This is a genomic window from Kitasatospora sp. NPDC001683, from assembly GCF_053596495.1.
This window is the reverse complement of the sequence record NZ_JBSFGK010000016.1, coordinates 62,599-88,249: the sequence shown is the minus strand read 5'-3', so window position 1 is coordinate 88,249 and position 25,651 is coordinate 62,599. Positions and strand designations below refer to the sequence as shown.

The window sequence follows — 25,651 nt, the reverse complement described above, 5'->3', positions numbered from 1 at the left end:
GAGCATCCGAACCTCCTAGCCATCAGACTTCGCCGCCGCAGGGTCCTTGAATTAGTGGCGGCCGCCAGGCATGGTCGAAAAATACAGCATGAAACAGAACCGCTCAAGGGGCGGAAACGTTTCTTTTTGGATGCCTCCATGGGAATTTCGGAGAGCGGGAACTCACCCTCCCTCGCTCGGGACGCGGGGCTCACCGCCGCCCCGCTGGGATTGGGTCCCGACTTCACAGCATAACCACCGTGAATTCCGGGGATTCTTCAGAGCGTTGCGAGAACTGCATATTAAAGGACGCTCGAATCGCGCGCATATGAGGACGGCGGGCGGCCTCACAACGGCAGTCGGCAGGAAACCGTCTTGGTTCCGTCGAGATGGAGACGGTACGCCCATGCGCCGGCGATGCTCTCCACCAGAAGCAGCCCGCGTCCGCCTTCCTGACAGGCGGTTGCCCGGTGTGCCTGGGGAGCACTCGCGGAGCGGTCTCGGATACCGATCGCGAGCCACCGTTGCTCGAGTGCGATCGTCACCCTGATCGGCTGCTCGCTATCGGTGTGTTTGATCGCGTTCGTCAGAAGCTCCGTGGTCAGGAGTTCCGCGTCGTCGGTGAGGTGTGCCATCTCCCAGTGGATGAGAATGGCCTTCACGGCGTGGCGTACGGGCCGCACGCAGTGGGGCTCCGGCAACACGAACATGGTGAGGCGTCGCCCCTGCGTGTCATGCGCGTCCAGGCGTGGCAGGTCTGTCGAGGTCATGGTCGTTCCCTGGTTCCGTCCCCCGGCGAAGGCGGAATCCCGTGCTTCGCGGTCAGGCAGTGGCTTGGCGCGCCGACGGCCCGGACTGAGCTCAAGAGTTCTTCCTCAGCGGTCCGGTGTCGGCTGTGGAGTCCTGCGGCCGGTCCGACCGCGGCGAGCGGGGAGCGGTGAGCTCCACGGCTCGGGGCACGGCGTCGCCGGGGGAATCCGGTGCTGCGTCGGTGGTCAGGCCGATGCCGATGTGCTGTGCGAGGCCGTCGGCGAGAGCCGCCAGAGTGGGGTGGCCCGCGACGAAGTCGCCGGCGAGCCTGACGTCGAGCGAGGCTTCCAGTCGGGTTCGCAGTTCGATGCGGAGCAGGGAGTCGAACCCGAGCGCATTCAGCGGGGTCTGCGGATCCAGGGTGCTGGCCCCCAGCCGGAGGACGGTGCGGATGTGTTCGGCCAGGTAGTCCTCGAGGAGCGTGCGGCGGGCGAGGCCGGGCTCCGCAGCCCGCAGCTCGCGTCGGATGTCGCGCGCCGCGTCCTGGCCGACCGTCTGCGCGGAGGTGTCGGGCGCCTCGGGCGTGAGGAGGGCGAACAGCGATGACGTTCGGCCGGCCGGGGGGATCCAGGTGTCCGGCGGGCCGGGGATGACGCCGGTGCGTACGCGGCCGTGGGTCAGGAGTTCCGCGAGGGCCTCGAGTCCGTCGGCGGTGGGAATGGTCTGGTAGCCGCGGGTCGCGAAGTCGGTGGCGACCCCGGTCTCGCCCCAGGGGCCCCAGTTCACGGCCAACGTGGGCAGGTCCAGGGCGGTGCGCCAGGTGGCGAACGCGTCGAGCCATGCGTTGGCGGCCGAGTAGGCGCCCTGGCCCGGGTTGCCGAGCAGGGAGGCCATGGAGGAATAGAGAACGAACCAGTCGAGTGGCAGTCCGGTGGTGGCCTGGTGGAGACGCCAGGCGCCGGTGACTTTGGGACGCCAGACGCGTTCCAGCTGGTCGTCGGTGATGTTGGACACCGCGGCGTCGTCGAGGACCATCGCGGCGTGGATGACACCGCGCAGTGTCCCGCCGTCGGCGGTGGCTTCGGCCACCAGTCGCTCGGCGATGCCGGGCTGCGCGATGTCGCCGAGCACGACGCTGATGCGGGTCCCCTGTTCGAGCAGTCCGGCGAGGACCCGTTCGGTGTCGGCCGAGGGCGGTGTGCGTCCGTTGAGTACGAGGTGGGCGGCGCCCTGGCCTGCCAGCCATTGGGCCGTGGCGAGGCCGACGCCGCGCAGGCCTCCGGTGATGAGGTAGGCGCCGTCCGCTCGCACCGGCGAGGGCGGGTCGCGCAGTACGGCGGTGGTGTGGCCTTCGCCGGGTACGGTCAGGACCAGTTTGCCGATGTGCCCGGCACCGGCCATGAGGCGAAAGGCGTCGGCGGCCTGCGCGAGCGGGTAGGTCCCGCACGGCAACGGGGCCAGGCCGCCTCGGTCGAATTCGGCCAGGACCTCGCCCAGCAGCTCGGCGAAGGTGTCCGCGCGGGCGTTCTGGAGCTCGACGAGGTCGACCGTGCTCATGGTGATGTTGTGCCGTAGCGGTGCGAGACCCAGCGGGGTGTCGGCGAGGATGTCGCGCACCCCCAGCTCGACGAACCTGCCGAAGGGGCGCAGCGTTTCGAGTCCGGCCCTGATGGCAGGTCCGGAGAGGGAGTTGAGGACCACGTCGACGCCCTCTCCGGCGGTGGCGGCGCGGGTCTGCTCGGCGAAGTCCAGTGAGCGGGAGTCCATGACGTGCCGGACGCCCATCGCGCGCAGGTATCGGCGCTTGTCCTCGCTGCCGGCGGTGGCGAGCACCTCAGCGCCCAGGCGCCGCGCGACCGCGATCGCGGCCAGTCCCGTCCCGCCGGTGGCGCTGTGGATCAGGACACGCTCGCCGCTGGTGAGCCTGGCGACGTGGCGCAGCGCGTACCAGGCGGTGAGGTAGGCGATGGGCAGCCCGGCGGCCGTCTCGGCGGTCAGGCCCGCCGGGACGGGGGCGACGGCGGCGGCGGGCACGGTGGTGAAAGTGGTGAAGAGACCGCCTCGCACGTCGACGGCGAGGACTTCGTCGCCGGCGCGCAGGTGCCTGACGCCCGGTCCGACGGCGGTGATCACACCGGCGGCTTCGAAGCCGATCCGGTAGCCGGCTTCGTCGTCGGTCGCCAGCATGCCCATGGCGGTGAGCACGTCGCGGAAGTTCACGCCTGCGGCGTGGAGGCGCAGTTCGACCTCACCGGGGCCGGGAGCACGTCGTGCGGTGGTGGTCAGGCGCAGGGCGTCGAGGTCGCCGAGCCGCCCTGCGTGGAGCTGGAACCGGTCGGTGCCGTAGTGCACGGTTCGGGTGACGGCGGTGGCGCGTTCGGTTTCGGACAGGGGGGTGTAGGCCAGCCGGGCGATGTGGCGGGTGTCACCGCGTAGGGCGATCTCGTCCTCGGGGGGGTCGGTGAGGAGTTCGGCCGCGAGCCGGTGCAGGTCGACGTCGGCGGGGTCGGCGTCGACGAGGGTCGCTCGCAGCTCCGGGTGTTCGTGTGTCAGGACGCGCACGAGTCCGCGCAGGGCGCTCTGGGCGGGGTCGCAGGGCTGCCCAGGCTCCGCATCGTGGGCGGACCGGGTGACGGCGAACAGGCGTGTGGGCGCGCTGCGCGCGATCGCGCTCTGAGCGGCGGCGAGCAGGCGGCGGGTACGGTGCAGCGCGATCGCGGCGGCGTCGTCCTCGGGCGCGGACGGCGCGGACAGGAGGACCACGGTGCACGGCGCGGGTGAGGAGTCCCAGTGCCGGGCGATGGTCTGCTTGAGCGGCTGGAGGGTGGCGCTGTCGACGGGAGCGTCGAGGACTTCGGTGCGCGCTCCGGCGCGCTCGAGGGCGTCCGCCAGTGCCCGGGCGGATCCGTCCGCCTCGCCGATGACGAGCCAGGGTCCCGGGCCGGCCGGTTCGGGGTCCTCCCGGCGCGGCACGGGCTGCCAGCGGGTTTCGAGGAACCACCGGTCGACGGTTTCGTCGGCCCGCGAGCCGTGGCGTATGAAGCGCAGCGCGTCGATCTCGACGAGGGGGTTACCCGCCTCGTCCAGCAGCCGCACGTCTCCGATGATGCTGTCCGCGGCGCAATGGGTGAGCCGGGCGTGCGCGTAGCGGGCGTCCTCGGGGGCTGCGAGTATTCGCATGGCGCGCACATGGACGGGCAGCACCAGGCCGTGGCCCGGTTCGCGGATCAGGCCGGCGACGACGAGCTGGGCGCACAGGTCCAGGAGCACCGGGTGGATCCGTAGGCCGTGGCGGGCGGTGCGTGCCGACTCCGGCAGCGTCACGCGGGCCCAGAAGCCGTCGCCCTGGGCGGAAGCGCTCAGCTCGGTGATGCCGCTGAAGGCCGGACCGTGCTCCAGGCCTCGTGCGCGCAGACTCTCGTACAGGGCGCGCGGATCCAGGACGACGGGATGGTCGGCGGTCAGCGCGGCCACGGAGGACGCCGACGCCCGGGGGGCGTCGATGCGACGCAGAACCGCGGAGGCCTGCCGTACCCAGGTTCCGTTCCCGTCCTGACCGAAGACTTCGCAGTCGGCGCGGTCGGCGCCGGTCAGGGTGACGGTCGTGCCGATGGGCGTGTGGGCGTCGAGGTGCATCAGCTCGCGAAAGTGGATGTCGGTCGCTTCGACGTCGTGCGCGGCGCCGTGGAAGACCTCGCCGGCCGCGGTCAGGGCCAGGGCGCAATAGGCGGCGCCGGGCAGGACGGGTTGGCCGTGGACCCGGTGGTCGGTCATCCAGGGCAGGACGTCGGTGCCGGTGTCGGCGTGCCAGGTGTGGCGGGGTTGGTCGCCGGGCACCTCCGTGTGTGTGCCGGGCAGGGCGGCGGGCGCGCCTTCGGTGTGCCGGGAGGCCGCCCGGGGTGGGGTGACGTCGGTCCAGTGGGGCCGACGGTTGAAGGTCAGCGCGGGCACGTCGGTCAGGCGGCCGCCGGCGTAGAGGCGGGACCAGTCGACGCCGACTCCCGCGCAGTGCAGGGCGGCGAGCTGTGTGCGGAAGGTGGTGCGGTCGTCTTCCCCCTTGCGCAGTGTCGGCAGGATCACGGGTTCGTGCACCAGGCCCGTCAGGCTCTGGGAGAGGGGGCGGGTGACGACGGCGTGGGGCGAGATCTCGAGGTACACCTGGTGGCGGTCGGCGGCGGCTGCGGCCACCGCGGCGCTGAAGCGTACGGGGCGGCGCAGGTTGGCGCACCAGTAGGCGGCGTCGAAGATCGGGGTGTCGCGGGGGTCGTCCAGGACGGTGGTGTAGAAGGGGATGGTCGGTCGGCTGGGGGTGAGCCCGGCGAGCGCGGCGGCGAGGTCCGCGAGCAGCGGGTCGACCTGGGGGCAGTGCGAGGCGACGTCGACGTCGATCATGCGTGCCACGACTCCGCGGGCCTGCCAGGTGGTGGTCAGGTGCCGGATGGCGGCCACGGTGCCGGCGACGACGGTCGAGTCGGGCGCGGCGACGACGGCCACGGACACCGTGTCGTCGCCGATGGCGGCGAGGTCGTTCTCGACGGTCGCGCTGTCGAGGCCGACGCTCACCATGGCGCCGGCTCCGGCGATCCGGGTGAGGAGAGCGGATCGTCGGCAGATGACGCGGACGCCGTCGGCCAGGGTGAGTGCTCCGGCGGTGACGGCGGCCGCGACTTCACCCATGGAATGGCCGATGACCGCGGCCGGCTCGGTCCCGTGATCGCGCCAGGCGGCGGCCAGGGCGACCTGCAGGGCGAACAACGCGGGTTGCACGTGGCCGCAGCCGCTGATGTCTTCGCGGTCGCGGACGGCTCGCAGAACGGAGAACCCGGTTTCGGCGGTGATCAGCGCATCGGCTTCGGCCAGGGTCTCGGCGAAGGCCGGCTCGTGGTGGAGCAGGCCGTGCCCCATGCCCTGCCACTGCGAGCCCTGACCGGAGAACACCCAGACGGGACGGCGGCTGACGCCCGCGCCCACGTGGCCGCGTACGACGCCGGGGTGGGCTCGACCGGCTTCGAAGGAACGCAGGGCGTGCGTCAGGTCACGGTGGGAGCCGGCCACCACGCCGAGCCGCCCGCGCCCGGGGGAGCGGCGCAGCGCGAGGGTGTGGGCGATGTCGTGCAGGGGGGTGGCGGCTCCCTCGGTCTCCAGCCAGCGGGCCAGGCGCGCGGCGGCGGTGGGCAGTGCGTCCGGGGAGCCGGCGGCCAGCAGGAACACGTGGGGCGGGGTGGCCTGCGCCCGCGATGGCGGGGCGTCGGTGGGGACGGCGGCCACGTGTGTGGGAGCGCCGGCGGTGGGATCGCCGGGGAGGATGACGGTGCGGCGGCGGGCGGGGGCCTGTTCGAGGATCACGTGGGCGTTGGTCCCGGAGAAGCCGAAGGAGGACACCGCCGCCAATCGCGAGGCCGTCCGGGTGGGCCAGGCGGACAGGCTGGTGGGGACGAACAGGCGGGTGCCTTCGGCGCTGATGGCCGGGTTCCATCGGGTGAAGTGCAGGTTGGGCGGGACGAGCCCGCGCTGGAGGCAGAGCACTGCCTTGATCAGGCCGATGACACCGGCCGCCGGTTCCAGGTGGCCCACGTTCGTCTTCACCGAACCCAGCGCGCAGCGCCCCTGCCCCACGCCGTAGACCGCGGCCAGGCTGGAGAACTCGACGGGGTCGCCGACGGGTGTGCCGGTGCCGTGCGTTTCCACCAGCCCCACGTCGCGCGGGTCGGTTCCGGATCGGGCGAGGGCCTGGTGGTAGAGGGCCTGCTGGGCCTCGGCGGAGGGCGAGGCCAGGACGTCGGAGCGGCCGTCCTGGTTGACGGCCGAGCCGCGGACCAGGGCCAGGATGCGGTCGTCGTCCCGTAGCGCGTCTTCAAGGCGTTTGAGGACGACGACGCCGCAGCCTTCGCCGCGGACGAAGCCGTCCGCGGCCGCGTCGAAGGTCCGGCAGCGACCGGTGGGCGAGAGCATCCCCATGCGGGCGAAGGACATCGTCGTCCTGGCGCCGAGCATGAGGGTGACGCCGCCGGCCAGCGCGAGATCGCACTCGTCGTTCCGCAGGGCTTGACAGGCCAGGTGGACCGCCACGAGCGAGGACGAGCACGCGGTGTCCAGTGCCACGCAAGGGCCCTGTAGGCCCAGCAGGTAGGAGATGCGCCCCGGGGCGACGCAGTGCCCGTTGGTCAGGATCGCGCCCTCGAGTTCACGGGGCTGGCCGGAGAGGGCCTCCATGTAGTCGGTGTAGCTCAGGCCCGCGAACAGTCCCGTCGAGGTTCCCGCCAGTCGCTCCGGGGGGAGTCCGGCGTGTTCGAGCGCCTCCCACGTCACTTCCAGGAGCAGCCGGTGCTGGGGGTCCAGAACGTCGGCCTCCTTGCCCGAGACCCCGAAGAAGTCGGCGTCGAAACCGGCGACGTCGCGAAGGTAGCCCCCCCACAGCGGCATCGGCCCGGCGGCGTGGGCCGGGGCGGCGGCCACGTGCCCCGCGCGGCTTATCGGCGGCTCGCCGACCGCGTCCTGGCCGGCTTCGAGCAGCCGCCACAGTGCGGCGGGCGAGTCGATGTCGCGGGGGAGTCGGCATGCCGTGCCGACGACGGCGATGTGCGTGTCAGCGGCTCTCGGGTTCTCTGCGTGGCCCATCACATGGTCTCCTACGCGCTTGCGCGAACGGGGTGGGGAGCGCTCGCCGTCCGGGGACGCGGCCGCCGGAGGCCAGGGGTCAGTCGACGTCCGAACTGCCCAGCAGGATCGCGCTTTTGACGCCACCGATCTGGTAGTTGCAGGTCAGTGCGTAGTCGAACTCCAGGTGCCGGGTGTGGACGCCGGGGACGGGATCGAAGCAGATGTTGTCGGCCGGCTCCTCGCAGTTCGCGGTGGGGCACACCTCTCCCTGCTCCAGCATCAGGAGGGTCAGGGCGACGCCCAGAGCTCCCGCCGGGGCACCGTTGTGGCCGAAGCAGGCTTCCTGGGAGGTCATCAGGAGGTCTTCGACAGCGTCGCCGTAAAGCGTCCTGGCCGCGTTCGCCTCGAACGCGGTCACGACGACGTCGCCGTCGCTCCCGCCGTGGATGTAGGGGATCTGCTCGATCTCCCACCGGTCGCCGAGGCACTTGCGGATGGCGGCGACCAGTGACGCGCCGTTCTCGTCGCTCGCGAGCGGATTGGACAGGCCGTCGCGGGTCATACCGTGCGACAGGACCTGGCCGTAGGTGTAGGCCCCCCGTCGCTGGGCGCGGTCACGGCTTTCCAGCACCAGGGTCACCGATCCCTCCCCGTGGTTCACGCAGTCGGCCCGCCGGTCGTAGGGCCTCATGACCCGGTCGAAGGCCGGGAGGAGTTCGGGCATGCCGTCGACGCGGATGGAATCGTAGGCACGTTGGGCACCGTGCAGCAGACGCTGGACGTTCTGGATCACATCCACACCGAACACGTCGACGCCGGTGACGACGGCGAGGTCGATGTCACCGTCCGCGATCATGCGGCGGGCATTGCCGATCTGGACGGCGGAGGACGCACAGCCGCACGAGACGGTGAAGCAGGGGCCGGTCGTGCGCATCAGCGCCCCTTGGACCAGTGCCACGTCAGAAGGGGTGAGTCCCTGTTGAGCCCTGACGAACAGCTCCATCGCCTGGTGCGGGGTGGTGGTGCGCGCGTCGGCGTGCAGGACTTCGAGGTAGCTGGAGACGTTGGCGTCGATGCCACCGCGCCCGACCAGGACGGCGGCGTCGGTGAGGTCACCGTCTCGGATGCTCAGTTGGGCGTCCGCGCAGGCTTCCACGAGGGACAGCAGCCCATAGCGGTGCGCGTTGGTGTAGTGCTGGGAGAAGATGCCGGGCAGGTCCGGCAGGCGCTCCGCGAAGGCTGTGTCCGGCAGATCGACGGAGCCGTAGTAGACGCCGTGGTGCTTCAGGCACGAGCGGCCGTTGGCGGCCACGTTCCAGACTTCGTCCGCGGTGAACAGCGGCTGCTCCTCGCCCGGCAGGCAGAACCCCATGCCGGTGACCATGGTGTCCCGCTCGCCGGGTGTGCCTCGTGGGCGCGCCCCGGAGGGCCCGCTCACGACGCGCACCCGGGAGTGCGGGGCGGACGCTCTTTCCGTACCGGTGCGGGAAGGTCGCTGATCATTGCTCACCTCGGGGTGTGGGGATGGGGTGTGGGACGGCGCCGCGTTGGTGTGCGGCTCCCGGGCCCGGCACCGGCGTCGGAAGCCGGGGAGACGGTGACGGGCGCTACTCGGCGATGGCGGTCCGGTACGACCACCGGTAGACGGGCATCAGTACGCCGCCGACGTCTTTGAAGTCCTGCGTGATCTCGAAGTGCTCATAGCCGTTTCCGCGAGGAATCGTCAACCGATCCACAGTGCTTCCGGATTTCACTTCCTGGATCTCAGGAATGTCACTCGGGCCGCCCTTGAGGAAGACGAGCAGACAGTGGGTCGTAAAACTCACCTCACCCATTCAAACCCGCCAAAGAATTCTTCTATGGGGATCAAGCATCCGATTGACGGCGCACAGTCTGAATACCCGCGGAGAAGGCGGGTTAACCCAGGAGGCTCAACAGCGCATGAAGTGTGCCAGGGGCGCACTCGCATCGCAGTCTGCAGATCGCAGGAGTGCCACAGAAGCCGTGATGTTATCTGAATAAAGCCCGGCCTGGAATCGCCGGCAAGAATAAATACGAAGAATTCGCCATGCTCTCCGGGCTGCGTCATGCCGTTTGCATAGCTGCAGGTCAGAGGGTCGACTGGGCCGACTTTCGCATGTTTTCTCCCCAGTTTCCAGGCGTTCTCACCATGATTCCTGCCCGGATCTTCGAGAACTCTTCGACCGGTCGTCCGGGGAGGTACTCGCTCGCGCTCACCTAAAATGCCCAGCGGCAAGTCTTTTGTCGTGACCTGCCCCCTTCGGTGAGGCGTCGAAGAGACTGTGCGCCCCCGATGTTGGCTTTGCTCCCGCCTTTATAGAATTTCCTATTGCCACCCGATGGCGGCCGAACCTACCGTGAGGGAAACGCCTCGTCGACTTGGCCACAATGGCCTTGTCTGGCGTTCGGAAATCGGAAAAGAGGAATCCCATGTCCCCGATTCTCCTCGCGCTCGTCCCCTCGCAGGGTCCGACGACCGGGGGTAACCCCGTGCTCCTGGTCGGCGCCGGACTGACCGGCGCGACGGCGGTCCTGTTCGGCGCCACCCCCGCGCTCAGCTTCACCGTCCAGTTCGACGGGGCCATCACGGCCGTCGCCCCGCCCGGGACCGGGACGGTCCCGGTCACGGTGGTCACGCCGTCCGGCACCAGCAACAACCTCAGCTACACCTACCAGGCGCCGGCCCCGCCGACCATCCTCGCGCTCGTGCCGCCGATCGGCCTGGCCACGGGTGGCCTGCCCGTCCTCATCGTGGGTCACGGCCTGTCCGGGGCGACGTCGGTCCTGTTCGGCGCCACCCCCGCCGCGAACTTCACCGTGCTGGGCGACGGCGCCATCCTGGCCGTCTCCCCGCCCGGAACCGGAACCGTCCCCGTCACGGTGACCACGCCCGCCGGCACCAGCAACGGCGCCTCCTACACCTACCTGTAGGACGGCGGCCGACCGCTGGTCCGTGCGTGACGTGATCCGGCGGGATGAGAACGGTGAGCTCCGACAGCAGCCGCGCTGTCGGAGCTCACCGTTTGTCAGGCGCTCGGTCGGAGACGGGATTCCGATGCCCGCGCCGCTCTCGGAAGTGGTGGTGACCCTAGATCGCCGGTGGGGCGGTGTAGGTGTAGGCGAGGCTGTTGCTGGTGCCGCCGGGGGTGGTCACCGTCACCTGCACCGTGCCCGAGCCCGTCGGCGTCGTGGCGACCAGGGAGCTGTCCGAGACGACGGTGAAGGCGGCCGGCGCGGATCCGAAGGTGACCGCGGTGGCGCCGCTCAGCCCGCTGCCCGTCAGCGTGACCGTGGTCCCACCGGAGGTCGGCCCCGCCGGGGGGACCACACTCACCAGTTGGGGGACGGGAACGTACGTGAACGCGACACCGTTGCTGGTGCCGCCGGGGGTGGTCACCGTCACCTGCACCGTGCCCGAGCCCGCCGGTACCGTCGCGGTGATCTGCGTCGCCGACACCACCGTGAACGACGAGGCCGCGACGGCACCGAACCGCACCGCCGTCGCCCCCAGCAGATTGCTTCCTGTGACGGTGACGGTGGTTCCGCCGAGAACAGGCCCTTCGGCGGGGACCACAGCGGTGAGCTGGGGGTTGCTCAGGTAGTAGTAGGTCACGGGGAGGCTGGTGCCACCGGCCGTGGTGACGGTGACGCCGGACGCCCCGGGCCCTCCGGCCGGTACCGTCGCGGTGATCTGCGTCGCCGACACCACCGTGAACGACGAGGCCGCGACGGCACCGAACCGCACCGCCGTCGCCCCCGTGAACCCGCTGCCCGTCAGCGTGACCGTATTGCCACCGGACGCCGGACCCTGGGTCGGGACGATCGTGGTCACCACCGGTGGGGCGGTGTAGGTGTAGGCGAGGCTGTTGCTGGTGCCGCCGGGGGTGGTCACCGTCACCTGCACCGTGCCCGAGCCCGCCGGCGCCGTGGCGACCAGGGAGCTGTCCGAGACGACGGTGAAGGCGGCCGGCGCGGATCCGAAGGTGACCGCGGTGGCGCCGCTCAGCCCGCTGCCCGTCAGCGTGACCGTGGTCCCACCGGAGGTCGGCCCCGCCGGGGGGACCACACTCACCAGTTGGGGGACGGGAACGTACGCGAACGCGACACCGTTGCTGGTGCCGCCGGGGGTGGTCACCGTCACCTGCACCGTGCCCGAGCCCGCCGGCACCGTCGCCGTGATCTGCGTGTCAGACACCACCGTGAACGACGAGGCCGCGACGGCACCGAACCGCACCGCCGTCGCCCCCGTGAACCCGCTACCCGTCAGCGTCACCACCGACCCCGCCGCCCCCGACGCCGGAGTGACCAAGACGAGCACCGGAGCGGCGACCGCGTACGTGAACGCGACACCGTTGCTGGTGCCGCCGGGGGTGGTCACCGTCACCTGCACCGTGCCCGAGCCCGCCGGCACCGTCGCCGTGATCTGCGTGTCAGACACCACCGTGAACGACGAGGCCGCGACGGCACCGAACCGCACCGCCGTCGCCCCCGTGAACCCGCTACCCGTCAGCGTCACCACCGACCCCGCCGCCCCCGACGCCGGACTGACCGAAGCGAGCACCGGAACGGCGACCGCGTACGTGAACGCGACACCGTTGCTGGTCGCCCACCGCCACGCCACCACGGTCACCTGCACCGTGCCCGAGCCCGCCGGCACCGTCGCGGTGATCTGCGTGTCGGACACCACCGTGAACGACGAGGCGGCGACATCACCGAACCGCACCGCCGTCGCCCCCGTGAACCCGCAGCCCGTCAGCGTCACCACCGACCCCGCCGCCCCCGACGCCGGACTGACCGAAGCGAGCACCGGAATGTTGTGATTGTGATCTATCATGACTTACTCCCATGGGCTGTACGGTCACCGAGTTGACGAATGTCGTGCGTGCGCAAGACGCCTGAAGCGTCGGCCACTTGCCCGGTGACGCGACGGGCGCCAAGGCGGGGAGCCCCGGTCGACGGAGGGATCATCGACCGGGGCTCGTCAGGGCTGGTGAGCCGCCGGGCGGCGCGACGGCCCCGCCCGAACCGGGGCTTGTGCCGACTCCCGACCGCCGTGTCGAGTGCGAGCGCGGGCAGCCGGCCATCAGAGCCCGGGCGGCGAGACGCGGATGAGTGCGCTCGCCTGGGGGCCCACCAGTGGTGAATGTCCTGGGCATCGGCGATCCCGGGTCCGGTGACGACCATCGGCCCGGCGTCCGCGAGCGGCGCGGGCGCAGCTTGGGTCAGAGTCGGCTGAGAGGTCGCCGGATTCGTTCTGGGGAACCCTCACCGACGAACCCCGAGGTCGGGCCCAGGTGGCCGGCACGACTACGCCCGACCGACCGGCGATCTCGTTATCCGGCTCGTGGGCAGTCGAGGTACGGCGTGGTCTGACGCCATGACATCTGGTCCGGTCGTGCGGTTGAGCAACGCGGGCCGACACGAAAGGACCCGTTCGTCCCCGTGAAGGCGATCACCGCCGTTCGCCCGGGTCGCTGTCGTCGGGACGCTCGTCCGCGCGGCCGAAACGCCGTCCTCGGCCGATCCGACCTCGGCGCCTGTGTTTTCCACGGACCGACTCCGCCGAGCGCATCCTGCCGGAGTCCCGCTCACAAACGTGGTCGTAGGCGGCTACGGGCACACGTTCCGTCGTCAACGGTTCGTGTCCGGCCTGACTGCCTGCCAACACCGTGGGTACGTGCCATCCGAGCAGAAGCCCCCAGCACCACGCTGCTGAAATCCTCATTCGATGGGACGAGGGAGAGTAGCCGGCGGACCATCCGGTCCCCGTACGGGCCAGCAGACTTCGGAACCTTCGGATTGCTTGCATGACGCCTCCTGGCGTATGTAAGCCGCCGCATCTGCCGGCAACCGCTGAGACGGTGCCGGCAGATGGATCCAGGTCCTCCACGGGGGTGCCCATCGCGAGCCGCACGTCACCGCCGCCTGAAGCACAGCGGGCGCCGGCTGCACGTTCCCCCGGGGAGGGATGGGCGGCCCGCCGGTTGGATACAGAAAAGTAATCCAGAGCCGTGAAATCGGTGACAAGCCTTCCGACCTGCTTTCACCCGCTTGGCTCAACGTCCGGCCACCTCCCGCAATACGGGAAATGGCCTATGTTGCAGCGTGCACAACGGACGCTGATCAGCGAAAACAGGCCTGTCCGTGCGAGATTTGCATGTTTATTCCCCATCCGGGAAGATCGCGACTTCCCTGCCTGCGGCCCAAGAGACGGAGCGACCGCGGATGCACGAATTCCCCACCTTCTGCTGTTCGGAATTGCTCATGCCGGCCGGGACGCACCGCGCGAAGCGTCCGGCCGGGATCCGGCGGCTGGGCACGGTCGACGCTCCGACCCGAGTGGACGCCGTCTCGGCTCTCGTGGAGGTGAGGTCCTGGAGTCGCGCCCCACGTGGCGGACGGCGATCCGTGGCCTGGGCGGTTCGCGCACCGGTGCACGGTCAGGCCGGGGTCGATCAGTCTCACAGCCGTGGCAGAGTCCTCGGCAGCCCGGTACCGGCCGAGTCGCCGACCCGCGCGTGCGACCGCGGCGAACGCGGTCTCCGGGCCGTTGACGCGGCTGTACCCGGTTCTCGCCGCAGTCTCCGCACGCCGACCCGGGACGGCCCCTCGGTTCCCATCCAAGTCGCCACCGCCATAAGCCGGTTCACCGACCGGCCCCGCCGCACCCAACGGTGGTCGCTGCCGCAGTGAAGTCCCGCAGCCCTGTCGCCCGGCGGTGCGGGCCGAAGCCGGCGGCCTTGCGTGCGTCGATCCAGGTCGTGACGATCCGCCGCACGTGGGTGTTCTCGGCGGCGGGTCCGCCGCTCCGCCCGAACCGTCCGGGAGCGGTGCTCGGATCGGCCGTACCGTTGGACGCTCCGCAGGCCGACGCGAGGCGGTCGCCCGGCTCTCCGTCCCCCGCCCCCGGCCTTTGTCGCCGGCACGGCACGGATCGTCTTGATGCTCCGGGAATCCAGCGCGCGGGTGCCCGGCTCGGAATCACGCCCGTTCTCGCGCCAAGTGTCTCGGAGGGCCGTCGAACTCGGGCGAACGTCTCCGTCCTTCGGCCAGGTGGGGAAGCGTCGGTGGACGGTCTCCCATGGAGCGAAGTCGTGCGGAAGGTGGTGCCGGGGACGCCGGTGCGGTCGACGTGCCGGATCGCTTCCATGATGCGACGACGGCCACGCTCTGCGAGCGCACCGCTCGTGTCGCGCGATCAGGCGGCCACCCCGTTCTTCCGGAACCGGCCGAGGAATCGGGCACCGGGTGCGGTGAGACGGGATCTGCCCGGGCGAGACCCATGACGGTCCCGCCCGGGCAGACGGCCTCGTCGGCCACGCGGTTCAGGCGTCAGCGCCTGACTGCTTGGCTCAGATCCCCGGGCCCGCGAGGTACTGGAACGGGGTCGCGGCGGTCGCGCTGCCGGCCGTGTTGGTGACCACGAGGTTGGCCGGCCCGGCAGCACCGGGCGGCGTGACGGCGGTGACGGTGGTGTCGCTGACGACGACGAACGGGGCCGCCGCGCCACCGAAGGTGACCGATTGGGTGGTGCTCAGGGAGGTGCCGGTGATGGTCACCGGGGTACCGCCGGAGGTCGGACCCGAGCCGGGGACGAAAGCGGTCACGGTGGGCACGTCCACGTAGGTGTAGGTGAAGCCGTTGTTGGTTCCGCCCGCGGTGGTCACGCTCACCCCGACGGATCCGACCGCCGCGCCCGCGGGCACGACGACGGTGATCACACCGTCGCTGACGACGGTCGGCGTGGCGGTGTTGGCCCCGAAGTTCACCGCGGTGGCGGTCGACAGCCCCGTACCGGTGATGGTGATGACGTTGCCGCCCGCCAGCGGCCCGGAGCTGTCGCTGAGCGAGGCCTTGAACGGCGCGCCGACGTAGTAGAAGTTCAACGGGTTGCTGGTGCCGCCCGGGGTGGTCACGGTCACCTGGACCACCCCGCTGCCGGAGGGGGAGATGACGGTGACCGAGGTGGCCGTGTTGGCGGTGATGGTGGCCAGCTTGGAGCCGAAGTGCACGGCCGTGGCCCCACCGAGGTTGGTGCCGGTGATGACGACGCTCTGTCCGCCGCTGGTCGATCCCTGGTTGGGGGAGATGGGCACGACTGCCTCCTTGAACGAGGTGAGGTGAACCGCGCACCGTGCGTGCTCAGGAAGGGTCACAGGCCACGCACGGTGCGGGTCGGACCAGGCCCCGGCGAGGGCGAAGGGACGGCCGAGGCGGTGAGCCGGGCGCCGGCGGGCCGGTCCACGGGTGTGGCCGGGCCGCATTCCGGGCGTGAGGGCGAGACGGTCCTGGACGACTGTCGCCGGTTGCGGTGGCGGGCGGATCGTTCACGCCCCTGCCAGGAGAGCCCACGGCGCCACCGGTAGTGACCGGCCATACGGCAGGCCGACGCCCCACTCCCCCGGAGAGGATGGGCGACCCACCGGATTGGACGCTCCTAGTAACCCATTGAGATGACAAGCAGGCAAGGCGCTTGACATCACATCACCCGATTGGCGGCGCGTACGACTGGGGCGTGTGGCCCGCCTCCGGCGATCGCTCTCACTCCTCGCCGGTAGGACCAGGGCGCCCTCCCGGCGGGTTGCGCCGATCTGCACGGCGCCGGTGGTGACGGTGGGTCAGAGCCGCGTCGGCACGGGAACTGCCCGACGCCGAGCGCCAGGAGCCTGCGCGTGCTTCTGGTGCGCGGCGCGGAAACCTGCGAGGCGTCAACCGTTGCTGACGTCCGCCCGGGTCGGCGTCGGGCATGGGAGCGGACGGGGGGCGCGCGGGTGAGCGTGTACACCGGCATATGCCAACGGCCACTTCGCCGAGCGGCGGTCGCCGGTAGGACAACCGTCCGGGGGCCGTCCCCGCGCGCGCCCGGCGGGATGGACGCGGTCGCGTGACGGCTGTCGGACCCATGTCGGCCTGAAATTCCAGGGAGAACCGCGAGCACCTCGCACCCCACAGAGGTCTATGCCAGTTGGCCTCCATTGCGCGCTTGCGAACATTTTCAAGCGCTCAGCGGTGGAGATCCGGCCAGTCTTTGGCCGATCTCCGTGTGCGACTTGACGCGGCATGCATGGGGCCTTTGCCAATTGATGGCAGTGCTGTTCGCTCACTCAAATTGCACAGCAATCGGCGATGTCTTGCAGAAACCTTTCTTCTCCCGCTCGCTGGCTTCGTGTATATTTCCTGGCTTCCCATGGGTCCCATGAGGGAGCCGCAACCCATATCGGAGCCTGGTAGGAGTGGAATGCTGACCGGAGAGGAATACATCAACATCTGCGCCCTGCGATCCCGCGGATTGTCCATCGCCGCAATCGCCCGTCTCCTTGGCCGCGACCGCAAGACCGTCAGCTCCTATCTGAGCGGGAAGCGCACAGTCGGAGTCCGCTGCTCCGGCAGAGACGAGTTCGAGCGGTTCATCCCCTACTGTCGCCAGCGGCTGCAGGACGATGCCCACTTCCAGGCATCGGCGCTGTTCGCCGAACTCGTCGATCTCGGCTACAACGGCGGCTACTCGACCTTCACCCGCGCTCTGCGGACCCATCAGCTGCGTCCCCGGTGCCCGCTGTGCCAGCGTCCCCCTCGCACCCGCCCCGGCCGGCAGGACAACGCGGAGGAAGTGCACTTTCGCTGGTTCGTCTTCTCCGACCCCCCTGCGGACTGGGGTAGCACTCATGCCTGCATCCTGGTGGGACGCTTGGCCCCCTCCCAGCGCTGGAGCGCAGTGCTTACGGAGCAGATCGATCTCGGCCACCTGGTCGACTCCGTCGACCGGGTCCTGCGCCAGTTCGGCGGAACCGGCTGGCGCTGGCGCTTCGACCGGACGCAGCCGATCCACTGCCCGGGAGGTGGCAAACTGACCACGGCGCTGGGCAAGGTCGCGAAGCACTACGGTGTCGTCGCGGATCTCAGCCCGGCGCGCCGGGACGCCGACGACGAGGCGATCGGGCAAGCGCTCGTTCTGTGGTGGCAGACCATCGGCGCGGACACTGGCCTGCTGGAGGCGCAGGAGAGCCTCGACCGGCTGGCCGGGCTCATGGACGCTCGCCGGACCTCGGCGAGGGGTGGCCACGACGGGTACACCGCGCCCGCTGCGCCGGTCCTGCTCGCCCTCCCCCATGACCCGTACCCTGCCAAGCTCAGCGTGGCTCGCGCGGTCTCGGCCAACAGCATGGTGTCCTACCGGGGCAACCTCTACGCGGTTCCACGGCATCTGCACGGTCACGCCGTGGAAGTGCGTCGAAGGCTCGGTGATCCCTTTCTGGCGATTGCGACTCCTCGCGGAAGGCTGATCGTTCAGCATGCACTGGCGCCCGACGGTGCCAGCCTGTCGGTTATCGGCCACCGGCACGGGATCAGCCTCGAACGCCCGCTACCGGTCCCGAGGCCGGCCTGCCACAGCAGGATGTACAGTCCGCCGTCCCCCGAAGCGCTCGCGGCGGCCGAGGCGCTCCGACAGGACGCCCGTCAGGAGGACGGATTAGAGCCCGGCCAACGGGCTGACGGTTCGCCGGGGCGGCCCGGCCGATCCTGGCGGTGGACGGGCGTTCTCGATCGGATCCGGAAGGAGCCGACCGAGGGTGACGAGCGCGTTTGCTCCGAGGCCGTGATCCACCTCGCGGCGCATCGGCAGCATGCCCCGACGCCCTACCGGCGAAGCCACACCAACCTGGCGTGGCACCTGGACGGGACATCACGGAACCGGCAAGAACCGTCTGAGGGGGCATAGCGCGTAGGACGGACGACCTACGCCCCGGCGTTGGACATGAGCACATCCAGCGCGGGGTCCAGCGTGTGGGTCGGCGGCGGCTGTCCGGCGCCGGGCAATCTCACGGACCGGCGACAATCGAAATGCCGGGAATAACCGAACTCCCCATCCCGCCTTCCAGGCCTCGGACGCCGGTCTTCCCTACGGTGACCCGGATGGAGTAGCGCAAAGTTGTATGAAGACTACTAGATTCGCCTTCGATTGCCGGAACGTCGATTCTCCGCACCACCCTGCCGGTCTGCGCGCCCTGCCGCCCACCCTTGGCGGTGGATTACGTTCCGTTCATGCCAGCGTCCCGTCGGCATGAACTCTTCTTTTCGGAGGGGATTCGGATGACCCGCCATCATCTTGCCGCCGGCGTCGTCGCCGTCGCCGTCGCATCCGGGGCCGCCCTCGCCCTCGCCCCCGCGGCACAGGCCGCGGAAGCTCCCGGGCTCCAGGTGCCGGCGTGTGCCGCCGATCTCAAGGCCGCGCTCGACAGCAACGCGGCGGCCCTCGACGCCGACTCCGTCGGCGACACCGCCGACGCTCGCACCCACAACCTCCGTACCCTCGTCATCCTGGCCGGAGCGAGGCTGGACTGCTTCTGCCAGCCGGCCCAGGTCCACGCGGACATCATCGCCGCGGCGACCGACGGCGTCCATGCGGCGGTGTCCAACGCGATCGGCGACTCCGCCGCCGCGCTGAACAGCGAGGACGCCGTGGCGGCCGAGTTGACGGACGCGCTGGAGGTTGTCGCGTATGCCGAGGTGTGAGGTCCCGCGGCACACGGGTGCTCGTTGTCGACCTGCTCGGATGTGGGGCCTCGGGGGTTGGGCCGCGGCGTGAAGCTGTCCGTCGAGTGGACGATGAGCCCTTCCCCGGGGTGGTGGAGGTTCAGTTCACGGACGCGGCGGGACGGCGTCGACCACCGCATCCCCGGGTACGCCGAGCGCGTTCTCCAGGTGGCCCGGCAAGGCGCCGGCGTCCTGCGTGGGCTATCGGCCCGCTCCCCGGCGGACGCCGTCACCAGCGCACTCGCCGACGCCGCGTATCGCCGAGACGCGCAGCACATGGCATACGACCGGCTGACCGAAGAGGCACGACGACACCCCGCCGAAGGCAGCCGGGCCGCACGACCGGCCACGGATGGCAGCACCCGCCGGCCGACGCCCCTTACGCCTGGCTCCGGACAAGCCTGTCACCGCTGGAGCTCGCCGAACAGATCCCGCTGCATGACGCAGTCCACGAACATGACGTTCTCGCTCAAACCCGTGAGCAGATCGAGGATAGCGGCGAGCGGCTGGTACTCCCCGCGGGTGGCGGGGCGCTCACCGCAGGCCTTCAAATACTCCCAAAGCGCGTGGAAGTAGTCCTCGAGCTCCAGACGTGCGTCGAACTGCGCGCTGAGCTTTTCGGGATCGAGGCGACGCAGGGCGTCGCGGTCGAGCTGGGTCACCGAGTTGATGATGCCGTTGACGACCTCACGGCTCTCGGTGTTTGAGCTGGGCATGGATTCTCCTAACGATGTGCGCAGTCGAAGATCGGGGCTCGACGCTCGACGCGCCGCCCGGCCTGGTCGGATCGGGGCGCCCGCACGCCGGCGGACGGAACCGGTGGCGGGTCGCGTTCGGGAACACCGTGTCCAGCCCCGGAGCACGCCTTGCCGGCCGGGCGTCGGCAACCGCGGGTGGCCGGCGACCGCCCCTGAACGGTCAGCACGCGGCGCTCCGACCGGACAGCGGGACGGCGGCCCACACCGAGCAGCTGCCGTCCGTGCTCAGCCGCATCCCCCACTCCTGCGAGTAGCCCGCGACGAGCGCCAGGCCTCTGCCGTGCTCCTCGTCCGGCGTGGCGCGGTGCAGCCGCGGCACCGCGGAGGTCCTTCCCTGGTCACGGACCTCCAGCAGGAGCCGGTCCGCGGTCCGGCGCAACCAACCGGTGATGTGTGCGCTGTTGGAGTGCTTGAGGGCGTTGGCGACCAGTTCGGAGATCACCAGCAAGGCGGCGTCCCGGGCATGGTCGGCCCGAACATCCTCGGCATCCAGCCACAGCGCTGCCAGCCGCCGGGAGACCGGTACCGCGTGACCGAGAGATGGCAGCCTGAAGGACAGCGGACGGCCCCTGACCCAGTGGCTCAGGACATCCTCGGCGAGAGCTCCCGTCGGCCGTCCATTGATCTCTGCGGTGGTCAGTGGAATCTCCTCCTCGGTGAGCGGCGGGCTCGCTTCTCGGCTCACGAGCCGAAAGCGGCTGCCGATACGACTGCTCGCGGCTTCGCGTCTCAGGCCGCGCCCGGTGCATGAGAACCATTCCCTCCGGCGAGCGGGCGGCTCCCCGTCCGCTCGACGCCGGTCCATGCGTTCTCCACGGCTGATGGCTCACGTTTCGCCGGGAAGGCTCCTCGGTCCGTCCAGGGCTGCTCTCCCACCGGGGGTCGGAGCAGCCGGCCGAGTGGGCGCGGACTGGTGGAAGTAAATCAGAAATAGACTATCCGCAGGGGAGTGATCCGTTCAAAAAATGGGGGCGTGTTTATGTAATGCAGCGCCTAGTATGACGGTAAGAAGAGTTCGTACCGCCGGAGATCTGGCGGAGTGAACTTGGCTCGTTTCGTTCACTCAAGTCCGAGTGTCGCAGCGAATGGCGAGCAGCCAGGGCCATTGATTCTGGTCTTCGGTGGAGCTTTTTGGGCAGGTTTTCTTCCGGGTGTACGAGGACAGCGGCGACTCGCTCATGGAATTCCGCACCGGCCTGGCCGAAATCAGCCGTTCCGCTTGTGCCGTTGCGGCCGGGAAGCGTCCGGCCCGCCGACCGCCGCCCAGGCGTCCGGCCGACGAGGAGAAGCCGGGCAGGCCGCCTGCAGGCGATCGGAGAGCGGAGGCACCGTCGACGGGCAGGCGGGCAGCACCGTGGCCCTCGAGGAACCGCGCCGGCTGGGCGGCATCCGGCGCCGTTTCCCCGCTGGAGGCTGTCCGAGCGCGAGGTGCGCCTTGATGCCCGTGCTCAGGACGACGACTTCACGGTCTTCGCCGCGGACGGCGTCGTCAGCGGCGGCGTCGAACGTCCTGCGGCGGCCTGTCGGGGACAGCGTGCGCGTCCTCGAGAACGATTTCGCCGTCCGGTCGCTGATCGTCAGTGTGGTCCCGGGGGCCGGCGCGGGGCCGTGCTCGCGCTGGCCGAGTGCCTGACCGGCCGGATGCAGAGCGACCGCCGAGGGCGGAATCCGGCCAGCGGCCTACGCCCGCCCGTATGCCCGCCCGGAGAGAGAGCTTCTGCCGGCTCTCGCGGAGACGAGCCTTTGAGCTGCCACGGGCCGGCGCGATGAGAATCGCACCGGCCCGCGTATCCAATTCCTCAACCGGGGGTACGGCAACGCCTCCCCAGCGATTAGGCACAAGCCGGAAGCGCTGGCAGACACGGCGGCTGCTTATCCCCCGGAGAGGATGGGTGACCCACCCGGTTCGGATGTACCCAGTTACCCATCGAGCCGAAATAGCCGCAATCCCCTGCCCGGTCGATTCACCCGTATGGCCGAGCGTGCCGGAAATGCAAGCCACCTGTTCGGCCGGACTGGAGGACAAGGTGCCCCGCAGGAGGCAACGGCGTACCACTGGAGAATCGAGACTATCCGAAGATGGCGCCAAGATTCTCAGTCGCAGCGCACGTCCGGTCTTCTCTGCGCCGGTTCGATTGCATTTTGACCGGTCTTCGGCAAAGCCAGACTTTGAGAGTGCACGCACTGACTTTGGGAAAACCGCACGCGGCCCGCCACCCGTGGCACCCCCGGGAGGGCACCCGCGCAGGGCCTGCAATCGGCGATGACGACGGCGGCTCCGCAGGCGTTCTCCGGTCCGGTCGCGGGAACGCACGCAGGTCCCCGCTTCCCGGTCGGCCTCCGGCGCCGCGGGCGACCGGCGGACCGGCGGAAAGGCGGACACGAGGAGGGATTCCACGGTGGCGTCTCGCAGGCCCCGGTCGCGTTGTGGCGACCATGCCGGTCTTCTCCGCATCAGGTCGGCCGTCCCGCCGCGGAACGGGATCAGACGCCGCGACGGTCGCGGGGGGCACGTCGCGGAGCCCGCTCCGGTGCCCGCGCGCCCGGTCGGCGCTTCCTCGACCGGTGCCCTCCGGGCGGGCTGCTTCGGCGGCGTCCTGCCGGCGCTGACCGGCAAAGGCGGTGCGGGCCGCCGGCGGAGCCTCGTCGGCCCAGGCACGGGTCCGTTCCCGCTCAAGTCGGCGAGCGGCAAGCCGTCGGCGAAGGATGGTTCCCTCCGACTCGTCGCCCTCCGTCGCCGGCCGGTCCGAGGGTCCGCTCGGAGCGGCCGATGGCGTGATCCGTCGGTGGACGGGCGTGGACCGCGCCGTGAGCGGGTCTCTCGGGGGTGGCGCGTCCGACTGGTGAGGCGCGTTCGACTGGTGACCGGACAGCTCCCACCGCTCCCGAAGTCGACGGCAGGCGGCAGCGGCGGCGGCGGGACCGCAGGAACGACAGGTCTGCGGATCCTCGACGTCACGGACGACCAGGGGCCCGCGGCAGAGTGCGCACTCGGGGCTTCGGACCGGCCTGGTCCCTGTGACCGTCTCGCTTGCCCGGTCGACGACCCGGATCAGCCAGGGAAGCGGGGAGACCACCGAAGACCAGGGCACTGCACCGACCGGCTCCCTGCGGCGCGCGAACTCCCACGCCGAATCGAGAGCTTCGAGAATCACGGCGCCATGGACATCGGGGGATGTGCTGTAGTCGGCGAATGTCGCAACGATGTGCTGAGCGAGAAGGTCGAGCTGTCGCTCGGTCAGCCGGTCCGCCAGTTGCCTCGGCAGGCGTCCGAGAGCCGATGACGCGGCTCGCTGTCCCCATCGCCTCTGTTCGTCGGTCATCGACTGGATCATTTTCCGGTCGGCTTGCCATCTGCCGTGCCCTGCCGGGCCTGCTCCGCCCCCCGTGGCTCCCGCCGCGCGTCCTCGCGTGCGGGTGCGCGCGGTTTCCGGTTCGCGGGACGAACAACCACCCACGACGGCCGACATGTTCAGCGCGTCATGTTGGGGGGATCGTGTTTCTGTCACCGGAGCGGGGGTGCTCGGTGTCACCGGACCGGGGGAGTCCGCTGTCACCGAACCGGGGGCCTCCCGGCGCACGCCGAGCGAGGCGCCGCGATGGGAACCCCGTCCGGAGTCGAAGGCCTCGACGTCGCCGCCTGCGGGCCCGTCCGCGGACCGCGGCGCGGGAACGGGCCCGCTCGGGAGGGACTCGGGCCGCCCCATCGGTACCCGGACGGGCATGGGATGGACGACGTATCTGTACCCCCTCTTCTCGCCGCGTCTTCTGCTCACCCAGCCCTGGACCAGGAGTTCGGCCACCGCTTCGCGGGCCGTGTCCTCCTTCATCCGGCACTCGCGTGCGATTCGCGCGACGGGAGTCGATTCGGTGAACCGCTGCCTCAGGGAGAGCAACGCATACACCTTGAACCGAGTACCGGCCAGATGCGCCCGAGCATACGAGCCGACACACACGGCCAGCTCATCGTCGGCCAGTGGGCGAACACTCCGGTTCATGGTCCGGGTGGCGGGATTTCGAGACGCGCGAACCAGATTCTTGGCCTTTGCCTTGGCGATTAGGCGGTTCACACCACCCCGTGACAGCCCGAGCTGTCGCCCGATCGTCTCGTCAGCGGCGAAGCACAATCCTGACTTCCAGCCGTAGTCCTGCACCAGCGTCACGACCCGGATCAGGTCACCGGTCAAGTCTCTGTCACTGAGCCACGCCGCCGGGAACCGGGTAGTGGGCAGGCGAGCTTGTTCGGTCGCATGCGCCTGCCCGTGAGCAGGCCCGGGGTCCCTGGCCGATTTCGTGCGCGCGGTGCCCGAGTATCGCGGAATCACGGAGCACCACCGAAAGCCCGACGCTCGCTCACTTCCCTGCCCAGCCCGGCCGGCCGCCCATCGACACCTGGATTGGTCGAGGCGGCTCTTTCCCCGGTCGGATCCATTTGAGCGGAGGTCACTCGTGCTCGAGAGCCCGCTCTGGGAAGTCCTCGGAGGTATCGCTCATTCAGGACTCCGCGGCCTCCCGCTAGACGGACGGAGCGACGGCACACAACACGGGCCGGGGCTGGCTGGCAGATTTTGATTCGGTGATGCAAAATGGCAGTGCCTACTTACGGACGTGTGAGGAGGCAACAGCTCGTCAGTACACAGGTTCTCGCCGGATCCCGAGTGTGCAGACGGGCCGAGGCAGCGGTGGATTCCGTCGTCGACTTGGGCATGTGCTCAACGACGATGGAAACAGGTGTTCAGACACCGAGGCATGTGCGTGGCGAAAGCGGTGAAGGTCCGGTGGTGCGGACCGAGCCGTCTCATTGCCGCTAGGTCATGTCAAAACCTCCCCGTAGGGGGACATGGTGGATGAAGAAGGCCGAATGAAACAGAGAAGCGATCACGAGTGGTCGTTTCTGCCTGACACGGTTTCGCGTCCAGGTGCCTGAGGGGTGATCTGGAACAGCGACGTCGCACCAGCCGCCCCTAGAGCCGTCCGGACTCGCCGGAGTCCGGACGGCTGATCCATGACTGGGCCATGGCTGACCAAGAGTACATCGCCCATCACAGCGTGTGAATACTTCTCGTATACGACTCATCTTCCGAGCCCACCGCAACCTCCTTCGGGGCAAGTCTGTTCGAGTCGGCACGGCGGATGGCTTGAACGCTCCCGTCCCGTCGAAGACTTCGGGTGGGACGATCGACACCCGCCATCAGCCGAAGGTGCCGCAGTCGCGATAGGACGCCGCCACCAGTCAGCCGGGGGCCGGCGAGGAAGGCCGTCAAGAGATCGCCAAGGCGGGCGCAGCTGCGTCGATCGCCACCGAGGCTCACGCCGAGCGCCATGATGCGCCATCGAACGGTCCTGTCGCCAGTCACCCATAGGGAACACGCGACTGACGCTGCGCGCATACAACCTGAGCTTCGGTTCATCGGCACTGAGCGGTAGCGATCGCGACGGTGGCCCTGTGTCCACCCGAAGTCCGGCCGCCTGCGGCTCCGCGCGCAGGCGCGCGCCTTGCCGGGGAGAATCGCAGAGCATCTGGCACCGTTCGCGGCCATCCCGCAGGGGAAGAGGGGAAGTCGAGCGAGCGGAGGTGGTCGCGCTCGCTTCGATCGCTCCCCCTCAAGGCCAGCCGCAGGAACGGTGCACACTCGGATGGGGAGCTTGGCGACCTGGGTAAAAGCTCTGAGCGCCGACAGCCTGAGCATATTTCAGGACACCCGGATGCCGTACATTTCTCGGTGATTAGCCCATCGTTGTCGGGGCATGAGCCAAACAGTCAAGCCGCCTCTTCCATTGCTGCTGGAACGAGACAGGATCTGCAGTGCCGGCGATAACTGGCTATTCGTTCCGGACCGGAGGAATCCCGCAGGTGATCTGCAAATTGGTTATCTCGTAAAGAATGGCGAACGCGTGGAGCTGACGCATTGCTCACGCCAGCTGGCCGAACTCTTCCGCATCCTGCGTCGGCTCGAGTTTGAATTCTCGACGCGGCTGTGTTGATCAGAGAAACGGGAGACTATTGG

At 69.8% G+C, this 25,651-nt stretch carries 13 protein-coding genes and 1 pseudogene; 4 read left to right on the top strand and 10 right to left on the bottom strand.

Going from position 1 to position 25,651, the window contains the following annotated elements; genetic code table 11:
- Nucleotides 1–326 precede the first annotated feature (326 nt).
- The 4 genes from ACWCYO_RS11675 to ACWCYO_RS11660 form a co-directional block, all read right to left on the bottom strand.
- Nucleotides 327–749 carry an ATP-binding protein gene (locus ACWCYO_RS11675; RefSeq protein ID WP_270151764.1) on the bottom strand — a complete coding sequence of 141 codons (423 nt, stop codon included), beginning with the start codon at nt 747–749 and terminating at the stop codon, nt 327–329.
- 91 nt (nt 750–840) lie between these two features.
- The gene (locus ACWCYO_RS11670; protein ID WP_449784111.1) at nt 841–7,347 is read right to left on the bottom strand and encodes an SDR family NAD(P)-dependent oxidoreductase; all 6,507 of its coding nucleotides are present in this window, start codon (nt 7,345–7,347) and stop codon (nt 841–843) included.
- 79 nt (nt 7,348–7,426) lie between these two features.
- Complete coding sequence (locus ACWCYO_RS11665; RefSeq protein WP_449784138.1) at nt 7,427–8,713, bottom strand: beta-ketoacyl synthase N-terminal-like domain-containing protein; 1,287 nt, start codon at nt 8,711–8,713, stop codon at nt 7,427–7,429.
- 223 nt (nt 8,714–8,936) lie between these two features.
- Nucleotides 8,937–9,155, bottom strand: a complete 219-nt coding sequence (locus ACWCYO_RS11660; protein ID WP_270151767.1) for a DUF5988 family protein — start codon at nt 9,153–9,155, stop codon at nt 8,937–8,939.
- A 625-nt stretch (nt 9,156–9,780) separates the two neighbouring features.
- Here ACWCYO_RS11660 and ACWCYO_RS11655 point away from each other — a divergent pair.
- The gene (locus ACWCYO_RS11655) at nt 9,781–10,281 is read left to right on the top strand and encodes an IPT/TIG domain-containing protein (protein WP_270151768.1); all 501 of its coding nucleotides are present in this window, start codon (nt 9,781–9,783) and stop codon (nt 10,279–10,281) included.
- Nucleotides 10,282–10,438: 157 nt separating this feature from the next.
- Here ACWCYO_RS11655 and ACWCYO_RS11650 read toward each other — a convergent pair whose 3' ends face one another.
- The 3 genes and pseudogenes from ACWCYO_RS11650 to ACWCYO_RS11640 all read right to left on the bottom strand — a co-directional run bounded on the left by ACWCYO_RS11650 (nt 10,439) and on the right by ACWCYO_RS11640 (nt 15,446).
- Complete coding sequence (locus tag ACWCYO_RS11650) at nt 10,439–11,623, bottom strand: IPT/TIG domain-containing protein (protein WP_449784137.1); 1,185 nt, start codon at nt 11,621–11,623, stop codon at nt 10,439–10,441.
- A gap of 120 nt (nt 11,624–11,743) precedes the next feature.
- A pseudogene (locus tag ACWCYO_RS11645) lies at nt 11,744–12,184 on the bottom strand (IPT/TIG domain-containing protein); the annotation flags it as partial.
- Between the two features lie 2,518 nt (nt 12,185–14,702).
- Complete coding sequence (locus ACWCYO_RS11640) at nt 14,703–15,446, bottom strand: IPT/TIG domain-containing protein (protein ID WP_270151769.1); 744 nt, start codon at nt 15,444–15,446, stop codon at nt 14,703–14,705.
- 1,142 nt (nt 15,447–16,588) lie between these two features.
- Here ACWCYO_RS11640 and ACWCYO_RS11635 point away from each other — a divergent pair.
- The gene (locus tag ACWCYO_RS11635) at nt 16,589–18,070 is read left to right on the top strand and encodes a Mu transposase domain-containing protein (protein ID WP_449784110.1); all 1,482 of its coding nucleotides are present in this window, start codon (nt 16,589–16,591) and stop codon (nt 18,068–18,070) included.
- Nucleotides 18,071–18,441: 371 nt separating this feature from the next.
- Nucleotides 18,442–18,864, top strand: a complete 423-nt coding sequence (locus ACWCYO_RS11630; protein ID WP_449784109.1) for a hypothetical protein — start codon at nt 18,442–18,444, stop codon at nt 18,862–18,864.
- Nucleotides 18,865–19,289: 425 nt separating this feature from the next.
- Here the strand turns inward: ACWCYO_RS11630 and ACWCYO_RS11625 are convergent, their stop codons facing one another.
- From ACWCYO_RS11625 to ACWCYO_RS11615, 3 genes are all read right to left on the bottom strand, one after another.
- On the bottom strand, nt 19,290–19,601 hold the full coding sequence (locus tag ACWCYO_RS11625; protein WP_449784108.1) for a hypothetical protein: 312 nt from the start codon (nt 19,599–19,601) through the stop codon (nt 19,290–19,292).
- 202 nt (nt 19,602–19,803) lie between these two features.
- Nucleotides 19,804–20,448 carry an ATP-binding protein gene (locus ACWCYO_RS11620; protein ID WP_449784107.1) on the bottom strand — a complete coding sequence of 215 codons (645 nt, stop codon included), beginning with the start codon at nt 20,446–20,448 and terminating at the stop codon, nt 19,804–19,806.
- Between the two features lie 401 nt (nt 20,449–20,849).
- Complete coding sequence (locus ACWCYO_RS11615) at nt 20,850–21,290, bottom strand: beta-ketoacyl synthase N-terminal-like domain-containing protein (RefSeq protein WP_449784136.1); 441 nt, start codon at nt 21,288–21,290, stop codon at nt 20,850–20,852.
- Between the two features lie 4,101 nt (nt 21,291–25,391).
- Between ACWCYO_RS11615 and ACWCYO_RS11610 the strand changes: the two genes are divergently transcribed.
- On the top strand, nt 25,392–25,628 hold the full coding sequence (locus ACWCYO_RS11610) for a hypothetical protein (RefSeq protein ID WP_270151776.1): 237 nt from the start codon (nt 25,392–25,394) through the stop codon (nt 25,626–25,628).
- Nucleotides 25,629–25,651: the final 23 nt, after the last annotated feature.

What these genes read in the sequence shown, in the direction of transcription:
- ACWCYO_RS11625 (WP_449784108.1), bottom strand. Translation starts at nt 19,601, where the DNA reads ATGCCCAGCTCAAACACCGAGAGCCGTGAGGTCGTCAACGGCATCATC.
- ACWCYO_RS11675 (WP_270151764.1), bottom strand. Translation starts at nt 749, where the DNA reads ATGACCTCGACAGACCTGCCACGCCTGGACGCGCATGACACGCAGGGG.
- ACWCYO_RS11620 (WP_449784107.1), bottom strand. Translation starts at nt 20,448, where the DNA reads ATGGACCGGCGTCGAGCGGACGGGGAGCCGCCCGCTCGCCGGAGGGAA.
- ACWCYO_RS11610 (WP_270151776.1), top strand. Translation starts at nt 25,392, where the DNA reads ATGAGCCAAACAGTCAAGCCGCCTCTTCCATTGCTGCTGGAACGAGAC.
- ACWCYO_RS11630 (WP_449784109.1), top strand. Translation starts at nt 18,442, where the DNA reads ATGACCCGCCATCATCTTGCCGCCGGCGTCGTCGCCGTCGCCGTCGCA.
- ACWCYO_RS11635 (WP_449784110.1), top strand. Translation starts at nt 16,589, where the DNA reads ATGCTGACCGGAGAGGAATACATCAACATCTGCGCCCTGCGATCCCGC.
- ACWCYO_RS11655 (WP_270151768.1), top strand. Translation starts at nt 9,781, where the DNA reads ATGTCCCCGATTCTCCTCGCGCTCGTCCCCTCGCAGGGTCCGACGACC.
- ACWCYO_RS11665 (WP_449784138.1), bottom strand. Translation starts at nt 8,713, where the DNA reads ATGGTCACCGGCATGGGGTTCTGCCTGCCGGGCGAGGAGCAGCCGCTG.
- ACWCYO_RS11670 (WP_449784111.1), bottom strand. Translation starts at nt 7,347, where the DNA reads ATGGGCCACGCAGAGAACCCGAGAGCCGCTGACACGCACATCGCCGTC.